Here is a 9,851-nt window from a genome sequence, read left to right as displayed (position 1 = left end):
TCCCCCTCAGCCGTCGAGCCGGTAGTGCAGCAGGACGACCAGGTCGGTCAGGCCGTCCGGGTCGGCCGCCAGCGTGACCGGGGTGCCGAGAACCAGCGGGTTGGACTGGCCCACGCACTGCTGAAGGTCGGCGTCCCGGTTCAACGTCACCGGGTCACCGGCCATCGTGAGGTCGTACGTCCCGGGATCACCGTCCACCCGGGCGTACCAGGTCACCTGGTCCACCACCGGCTGGTGGTCGCGGGCGAGGTACGGCAGGTGCTCCGGCCCCATGGTCAGCTCGGTGCTCTGCTGCTGGGTGAGCTGCCACCACTCGTCCGGGAACTGGTGGCGCAGGCTGTATGCCTGGTACAGCCCGGTCCGGCCGGCGTCGACCAGCATCTCGTTGAGCACCTCCCGCAATGAGTCCTCGACCAGGCCGCGCAGCGTCGAGCCGCCGTCGCGGGCCGTGTACCGCAGGTGCAGGATGATGTCGCTGATGCTGTCGTAGTCGAACTGGCGGACCGCCGTCGGCAGTTCCAGCCGCCAGGTGCCGATCGCGCCCTTGCCCTCGAACGGCAGGTAGCGGTCGTCGGCGAAGTTCAGCTCGAACATGCCGCTGTCGCTGAGGCCGCTGCTGGTAGCGATCGACTCGATCCCGCCCACGTTGTAGGCGAACCGCTCGTCGCCGGGCACCTCGGTGTACTTGTCCTTGGCGCTGGTGGCGCTCTGCCGGGCCGCGGTGGCGGTCCGGTACCGGTTGCCGATCAGGGAGAGCTTCGCGGTGACCGGGGTGTACGGGCCGGCCACGCACGGGATGGACAGACTGACAGTGCGGAGCCGGCGGAAGTAGTGCCCCGGGTGGTCCAGGTCGAACAGCGCCTCCGGCACGTTGACCACGCAACTGCCGGTGGCCCGTAGCTCGATCAACGCCGCCGGGTCGAGCTGTGCCAGCGAGACGTGCCGGGTCAGCTCGCGCTCGCGGCTGTGCCGGTCGAGGTAGGCCACCTCCATCCGCTTCAGGTCGTGGCGCAGCGCGTCCGCCACCGTCAGCCCCTTGCGCAGGCTGTCCCAGTAGCCGGGTTGCAGGAACGTGGCCTCGCTGCCCAGCTCGTGGGCGAAGCACCGCTCGGCCTTCTTCGCCACGTCGAAGGCGAGCTGGTACGCCCCGAAGTAGACGGAGCTGGCCCGGCTCACCATCCACTGGTACAGCTCGGTGTTTGTGTACTTGCCGCGCAGGTACTCCTCGGTGGCCCGGGCGTTGTCGGCTTCCCGGTCGTGCGCCGCCAGCTCGTCGGTGAGCATTGACACGTGCAGCCGCCCGGTGAGGAGCTGCTGGTCGATCTGGGTCAGTTCGAGACCGGCCAGAGCCGCCTGGTGTTCCCAGTCGTCCATCCGGCGGCGGTAGCCGCCCTGGTTGGCGGCCATCCCGGCGGCCTTGTCCAGGGCGCGGGCGATCGCCTCCAGGGTCATCACCGCCGAGTCGGCGGCGGCACCGACCTTGTCCCCGCCGAGGGTGAGGGTCACAGTGGGTGAGCCACCGAAGCCGGCGCCGCCGGCGGTGAAGTTCGGAATCAGCTTCAGCCCGCCGGACAGGATGTAGCCCACCGCGATCGCGGTCTCGCCGAGCAGCGACACCCCCGACAACGCGGTGGCGGTGATCTCCCAGGCGTTCATGTACGGCCGGCCGGCGTAGTAGCGTTGCCGCTCCTCGACCACCTTGCGGCTCAGTTCCAACGCCGCGACGTTGCCCTCGGCCTCCGCGATGGTGGCGAGCTTGACCGCCCGTACCGCGTCGAGCAGGGCGATCTCCTGGCCGGCGCGCAGCCGGGCGAGTTGTTCGCCGTCCCGCTTCTCCATGGCCGCGAGCAGCCCGCCGCCCAGCTCACCGACGTACCCGACGAGTTCGGTGGCCTTCTGGGCCAGCACCCGGAACCGGTAGTTCGGCAGCGGTGCGCCGAGCCCGGCCAGGAACGACGAGACGGACATGCCGGCGGCGGCGGCCCGGACCAGCGCCCCCGGGTCGATCGGCGGTGAGAACAGGGCGAGCATGCTCTCCACCCCGTCGATGTTCTGGCAGTTGCGGATCTTGAACAGCCGGTCGGCGATCAGGTCCCACAGCCGGAGCATCTCCTCGTTGGGCGGAACGCAGAAGTACAGCGCCGAATAGCTCAACGGGCTGGGCAGTTCCGCCCCGCCGTGCGGCAGCAGGTCCAGGTCGGGGATCAGGTTCTCCAGGTCCAGCAACGCGTTGCCGAACAGGTCCACCTTCGCCTGGAGCTGGTTGACGGTGGCCGGAGCCGGGCTGACCAGCGGCGGCACCACGCTCGGCTTCGGCCCGAGCAGTTTGTCGGCCAGGATGTAGAGCTGGGTGGCCTGGGTGACGGACTCCCGGGTGAACTGCCGGAACAACTGGTCACCCCAGTCGACCAGGTTCTTGATGTAGCTGACCACCACGGCGAGCTGGTAGGCGACCGGCCGGCTGCGGGCCACCACGTGCGGGTTGAACGGCTTCGCCCGCCACTGCTCCACAGCGAACTTCAGGTCGGTGATGCTGGCCCCCGACGGGTCGGCCGCGATCGCCGTGAGAATGTCGCCGATCCGCTGGTTGAGCAGCTCGGGCACTCCGGTCTGGAAGAACGGCTTGGTGACCCAGTATTTCTGCGGGGCGGCGGCGCCGTCGGCGGTGCCGACCGGGTTGAAGATGTGGTGGAACCAGTTGCGCGCCTCGGCGAACCGCTGGTCCCGGTTGAGCCGCAGCGCGATGTCGAACGGGAGGTGGTAGAACAGCTCCCAGTTGTAGCCCGCGTACGCGCCGTCCGCGGCGAAGTCCAGGTCCTCCACCGGGTACGGCGACACGACCACCGGTGCCGGCTGGTAGGTGGCGGCGAAGTCGAACCCGGTGTTGGTGAGCTGGGTGGTCCGACTCAGCAACGCCGGCACGCCCGACCGGTAGACGGTGGCCCGGAGGAAACACAGCAGCGGGTGGTAGAAGTTCGCGAACCGCACCCCGTACGACAGGGTGCCGTAGACCTCGAACTCGGCGACCAGCCGGTGGTACTCCGCGTCCTCGGTCATCGCCTGCACGGCGGCCGCGAGGTCGTGCGCCGGGTCCTCGGCGTATCGGCGCAGGTACTCGGTGAGCAGCGCCAGCACGTCGCGGGCGAACTGGTCCACGTCGCTGTACGTCTTCTCGATCCGGTCCGCCGGGTCCTCGGCCCGGCGATCGTAGAAGCCCGGGATGATCACGTAACCACGGTCGTAGTCACCGTAGAAGTACGGCATCAGGGTGCCCAGTGGCAGCACCGGCCGGCGGTCGTGGGTGCCTCGGACGCTCTGCGCCAACCCCAGCAGCATGATGATCCAGTCGAGCAACGACATCTGCATGGGGTACGTCACCCGGAACCGGCCGGGCGTCTGCGTCACCAGGGTCTGGAACGCGCCCATCAGCGGAGTGCTGATCGCCAGGTCGTTCTGCTCCCGGATGATCAGCTCGGTGAACCGTTCGGCCAGCAGCTCGGTGTCCTTGAACACCGGCGACAGCAGCAGGTTGCCGGAACCGCCGCCCGGCATCGGCTCCGGATAGCCCCGGCACCCGGTCAACGCGAACGAGCCGACGAACTCGGTGCCGGTGAGCACGCTGATCGCCTGGCCGGCCGCTCCGGCCTCGTACGCGAAGCAGGTGAACTCGTCCGCCGCCGGGAGGTCCTCCCGGTAGCCGCTGGCCGGGTAGTACAGCGCGTCCTTGGAGATCTTCTTCGGCTGCCAGCGGTCCTGCGTCCGCTCGCCGATGGCCAGCTGGATCCGCCACCGCCGGCGCGGCCGCTCCGTCTCCGTGCCGCCCGGCGGGATGCCGTCCGGGTCCGGAATCTGGGAGGTCTGCGCCGTGTCGGTCTCCTCGGTGAAGACCGGCCAGGCCAGTGTGAGCCGGCTGTTGCGGTCGAAGGCGAGCAGGTGGTCGCCCGCGATGTCCAGCGGCACCCGCCGCCACGGCGTCCAGTACCGCTCCCGCTCGAACTGCCTGTGGTAGTACACCGTCGGGTCGCCGCCCCGGGTGCGGGCGAACACGTGCATGAGATGCCTGTCGTGCTGGTAGTAGCAGGCCATCACGTCCAGGTGCGCCAGGTCGTCCAGCTTCTCCAGGTACGCGATGGTGGCGTTCTCCACCGCCAGGTCGGTCAGCTCGTCCTGCTGCAACTGGTCGTCCAGTTCGGTGAACAGCTCCGACTTGTCGTCCCGCAACTCCGGCAGGATCCAGTTCTCCGGATACAGGAAGATCTTCCGGTTGGCCTCCCAGACCCGGTAGTTGGCCATCCAGTTCCACTGGTCCCAACCGGGATCCTCGGTGACCGCAGCGACGCTGTCCGGCTCCAGGCCCAGCAGGCAGCGCTGCACGAACAACTGGACGGTGGCGTGCGCCTGCACGATGCGCGACGTCGCCATGCAGGCGCCCATCTCGACGTCGATGAGGAAGTGGTCGTACAGGTCGTTGGTGTCGCGCAGCCCCGGGTTCTCGGCCAAGAGGTACGCGACCAGCGCGTCCCGCTTGGCCACCCGCAGCCGGTCCTGCACCCCTTGGAGCACCCCGAACCACTCGGCCTCGGCGTACCGCGCCTTCAGTGCCTGCCGCATGGTGGCCGCGCCCGCCGCCGTGGTGACCGGCTGGCCCAGCGGCACCGCCGCCGCCACCGGTAGGCCCAGCCGGCGCAGCAGGGTCAGCGCATCGGCCAGCCGCTGGATCGTCGCCGGCGACCGGTACGCGGTGAGGTCCACCGCCGACAGTTCGAGGTGGGTGTCCAGGTCGGCCAACACTGTGGCGTCCCAGCCGCCGAGCTGCGCCAGATGGGTGTGGACCTGCGTGGCGGTGGTGCCGGCCGCCAGCACCAGGTCGAACAGCCCGTACACCGTCCACGGCGTGGCGGCGTCCAGTGGGTTCGCCACCGGCGGGTAGGTGCGGGCCAGTTCGACCCCGGCGGCCAACCGGATCCAGTCGGCCAACGGGGCCGGCGGCCGGCCGGTCTGGTAGGGCACCCGGTCCGGGGCCAGCCAGCCGAGCGACCCGGCGTTCGCCAGCAGCCAGCCGAGGTCCGCGTCGGGCACCGTCAGGTGGTCGACGAGCCGGCTCAGTACGTGCAGCAGGCGCAGTGCCCGGTACTGCTCGTCGAACCCGGCCGGGGTGACCGCCGGCGGCGCCGGCGGCTCGTTCACCAGGTCCACCAGCGTGTCGTCGGTGAGCACCGCGAGCAGCGGTCGGGTCAGCTCCGCGCCGGCCAGCGCGGTGGCGGCGGCGTCCGTCGAGAACCCGAAGGTGTCGGCCACCGCCGCCACCGCCAGCTCCTGCTTGGTACGGGTGTACGCGTAGCTGGACAGTGCCGTGGTGATGGCCAGCAGCAGGGTGGTCTGTTGGGCCTCGGTGGGGCTGGAAACGATCGCGGCTGTTATCGGTGTGGTGTCCACCAGGGCGGCGAGCTTCGCGTCGACGAACTGCGCCGGGGTGGTCACCGCATCGGTCCAACCACCGTCCACGATCGAGGCGAAGCCGGCCAGGTCCGCCTCGGTCATCCCGGGCACGGTGGCGAGCAGGGCACGCATGCCCGGCAGGTTCTCCTCGGGGGGTGCCGCCGGGTCGACAGCGGGTCGGGTCGCCGCGTACCCGCTCTGGTAGCCGGCCTGCAACCCGGTGAGCACCGCGGTCAGCGTCTCGTCCGGCAGGTCCCGCGCGGCCAGGTCGTCGGCTTCGTGTCGGAGCAGGTAGCGCAGGTCCGCCGGGCGGATGCCGGTGCCGGCCCGGGCGGCGTCGAACCGCTCGACGAAGGCCAGCGCGGTGGCCGGTGCGGTGAGCGGATCCGAGCCGATCAGATCCTTCATGATCAGGTACTCGGTGGCGCTGAGCCCGAGCGCCCGGGCCAGCAGCGTCCCGGCGTACACGGCGTGCAGGCCGGCGTTGCTGACGATCGCCGGCGCCGGAAGGTCCGCCACTAGCAGCCCGGTGTCCGCCGTCGTGGCCCCCAGGCAGGTCGCCAGGTACGCCTCGTGCGCCGACAGCAGGACACCCGAACCGGGTGTGGTCAGCTCCGCCTGCTCGTTGGCGAGCACGTTGGCCGGCGCGAACGCTTCGAGGACCGGGCCGTTCGCCGAGTTGCGGAACACCTCGGCGTACCGCGACTCGTCCAGCGGGGCGAACAGGTCGACCACCTCGGGCAGCGACAGCCCGAGCCGCGCCGCGAGCCGGTGCAGCGCCGCCACAGTGACCAGGAAGTCGTCGTCCAGGGCGCCGCCGCCCAGCGCGTCGGCCCGGATCGCCCGGTCCAGCAACGGCGGGGTCCAACCGGTGCAGGCCGGCGCGCGCAGCAGGCGCAGGAACCGGTGGATCCGGTCCAGGCGCGCGTCGGTGAGCTGCTGGATCCGCTTCGCGCTGAGGTCGGGCCCGGTGTCCAGGTGCTTGACGAACATGGCGTTCCCGGGATTGACCCAGCCCAGCGCCAGCAGCTCGGTCATCTCCCGATAGTCCAGTCGCGCCCGAGCGAGGAAGTTGTCCACCCGGGCGATGCCGCCCAGAGCGCCGAGCGGCGCGGTGTTCCAGATGTCGTCCTGAGCGGCCGCGTCGGCGGTGACCACCAACTGCCGCTGCGCGTCGCTGATCCCCAGTTCCTCGGCCGCGATGGCCTCGCCGCTCGGGCCCGCCAACCGGCGCAGCGCCCGCATCACGTCGGCCCGGGCGACGTCGAACTGGGCGAAGTAGCTGCGGGTCTCCTCGTGCGCCAGGTCGAACGGCAGGGCGAACGCGTACCGGCTGCCCGCCAGCAGGGTGTAGGCGGCGGCGTTCACGTACTGCGGCGCGGCCGCCAACTCCAGCGCGGTGCCGGTGGTCTGACGCAACCGGCGCACGAACCACCCGCCGGCCCCGTCCGGGGTCGCCTTGGCCACCACGCCGATGTCCCGTACCACGCGGGCCCCGGCCAGGTCCGGCTCGTACACGAGGGAACGGTCGGTGAACGGCCAACCCTGGCCCTGCAACAGGCTCAACAGCCCGGCCGACGGCGCCTCCACCGGATCGACGCCGCCGCTCAGCGGGCCGGCGAACGCCAGGCCCGCGTCCGGCGCCACCGCCTCCTCCAGCAGCTCGCACACCAGGTCCAGGTAGGGCAGCGGAAGGTCGGTGTTCTCGCAGCTCAGATCAAGGTCGCCGAGGTCCGGCCGGCGACCGTACAGGACGTCCCGGGCGACCTTGGTGGCCGGACCCGGCGTGTCGGCGTCGGTGACCAGCCGGTTACCGAGGAACTGAAGGACGTCCACCAGGTACGCGGCGGCGCTGTGCACGCTGCGGCACGGCTCGCAGTAGCTGGAGTCGGCGAGCTGGAACAGGCTGGCCAGGTTGGGAAAGTCGGCGCTGACCGGGGTGAGGTCCGGGGCCGCGGAGCCGCCCAGGGCCCGGACCGGCAGCGCCCGCGCCGCGCTCTGGAGTTCGCCGGCCAGCAGCCCGCTCGCCACGTGCACGTCCACGGCCCGGCGATACACCGACCGGGCCTGCTCGTCGCTGAACCGGCCGGTGTCCGCGGCGGTGGCCACGAACCGCGTCTCGCCGAGGGCGTGGATCCGGGCCGCGGACGGCACTTCGGCGGCCAGCAACGCCGTCGTCTGCCGATAGGTCGGCGCCAGCTTGAAGATCCGCTGCGCGGCCTTGAGCGCCGGCCGCCCGGTCCGCAGCCGCTCCGGGTGGTCCCGCAGCAGCCGCTCCACATTGCCGGTCGCGAGGTCGAAGTCCGGATTCGCGGTGAGCAGTTCGAGCACCACGTCCCGGTGCCCACCGAAGGCCCGCTCGGCGACGCTGGCCCGCCCGTCGTTGCCGGCCTGTTCCTCGGGCTCGGGCCGTCCACCGGGGCCGGGCCGATCGCCGCTGCCGTCGAGTCGTTCGCCTCCGGCGTCGGCAGCGGCTGCGGGGTCGGCAGCGGCTGCGGGGTCGGCAGCGGCTGCGGGGTCGGCAGCGGCTGCGGGGTCGGCAGCGGCTGCGGGGTCGGCAGCGGCTGCGGGGTCGGCAGCGGCTGCGGTGCCGACCAGGGCACCTGCGTCGCGTTCGAGCTGGGCGGTGAAGGCCGTGGTGGGATAACGCTTCTCCAGCTTACGGGCCAGCGCGCCGGCGTGCAGGTCGATCAGCTCCGGCCGGACCGGCTGACCGGCGACCCGGACATCAGTGGTGCTGTCGCGCAACACCCGCCGCCAGTCCGCCGGGGCCAGCCGGGCCAGCCGGCGTACGTCGGCCGGCCGCTCGATTCCCTCACGGTCGCGGACCCGGTCGACAATCGTCTCGTCGTAGCCGAGCACGTCGGCCAGCACGCTCGCCGCGCCGGCCGCCTCGGCGGCAGACCGGTCGGGAAACGCCGCCGCGTCGGCCAGCCGGGCGATCAGCCCGGGCAGGTCACCGGCGGCGTCGGCCGCGAGGAGACTCTGGACCCGCTCGTGCGCGCCGTCGGCGAGGAACCGCTCCACCCGCCCGTACAACACCTTCGGCCGTTCCTGCGCAACGTACTCCTTGGCCTCCGGCCGCACCCGGGCCAGCATGTCGAGGATCCGGTCAAGCTCGCCGAGCAGGTCCTCGGGAACGTACCGATGGCGCACGGCGTCAGCGACGGCGTTCCGGACGATGTGCTCGTCCAACAGGGCGATGTCGTAGTACAGCGGCCGCAGCTCGGTGTTCAGATCGACGTCGAACCGGGCGAGCGCGGCGCCGGTACGGCTCGTGGTCAACAGCGTCCGCTCCGCGAACAGCGCATAAGCGAACACCGCCGGCAGCTTGTAGGACGCGGCCAGTTTCTGCGCCACACCGAAGTGCGCCAACGCCGTCGCGGGCAGCCCGGTCTCGGCGGCCAGGAACGTCACATCCTCGGCCTCGTCGTCCTGCCGCAGCTCGTACAGCGGGACCTGGCCGAGCAGCGGGACGATCGTGGCGAGGATCCGCTCGTACTCACTGCGTTCCCGGTCCCCGCCACCGGACAGATCCACTGTGAGCACAGCCAGCTCGGGGGCGTTGAACAACACCGCGCTCAGCGGCGGGTCGGACAGGAGGCGATCACCAGCGGACACCCGGACGAACAGGTCAGCGGACTGCTTCTCGGAGCGGGTGAACCGGTCCCGCGAATAGTCGACGCGATACAACCCGTCGTCCCCGGTGGTCGCCTCGCCGAGCTGCTCGGCGTGCCGCAGGTCCCGGTCGAACGCGCCGACCGTCAGAGCGTTCGCCGGCTGCCCGTCGACCCAACGCACCCGACCCACCACAACGAACCCCGACGGCGGCTCGGCCAGCACCATCTGCACCGCGTCCCGGGTCGCCCCGTCCACAGTGCCGGTCACCGGCAGCTTGTGCGTCCGTTGGAACTCGGCGACCCCACGACGGGTGCTCGGCCCGTACCGGGCGTCGACCAGTTCGTCGGTGGCGATGTCGACGGGCATCCGCAGCAGCGCGGTGTGCAGCCGCCGGACGTCGTCGCTGGGGCGGTGCCGGCGCGAGCCCATCGGGGTGGTCATGAGCATCTCCGATCGTCCGACAGCCGGCGACGGCGGCTGTCTGACGCCGGTGCGACCGAGTGCTACCTGGCATCCTGCGGAGCAGACGGGCCCGCCAGCGTCGCACTGTCCGAGATCCGCCTTCCCGTCTGGCTGAACGGCAGCGGGCACTGCCGGTACGGCCGGTGGCAGAGCCGGCACTTCGCGGTTGTATTCGGAAGGGCGCGGGCGGAGCGAGGCGGACCTGCTGCACGTGCGGTACGAGATCCTCGACGATGCGCTGGTCGCCACTGCCAACGACGAGATCGTCACCGACATGACCAGAAGCGGTCGTGACTTCTTCGATCCGCTACGGGCCCGGGTCGAGGAGC

Annotated in this window: 1 protein-coding gene; it reads right to left on the bottom strand. The window is 71.2% G+C overall.

What is annotated here, in order from left to right; genetic code table 11:
- Positions 1 to 6 precede the first annotated feature (6 nt).
- The gene (locus IW249_RS21820; protein ID WP_196922451.1) at positions 7 to 9,501 is read right to left on the bottom strand and encodes a Tc toxin subunit A-related protein; all 9,495 of its coding nucleotides are present in this window, start codon (positions 9,499 to 9,501) and stop codon (positions 7 to 9) included.
- Positions 9,502 to 9,851: the final 350 nt, after the last annotated feature.

It is taken from the genome of Micromonospora vinacea (assembly GCF_015751785.1).
GTDB lineage: Bacteria > Actinomycetota > Actinomycetes > Mycobacteriales > Micromonosporaceae > Micromonospora > Micromonospora vinacea.
Note: the sequence above shows the minus strand (reverse complement) of the source record. Positions and strands in the feature narration are given on the sequence as shown.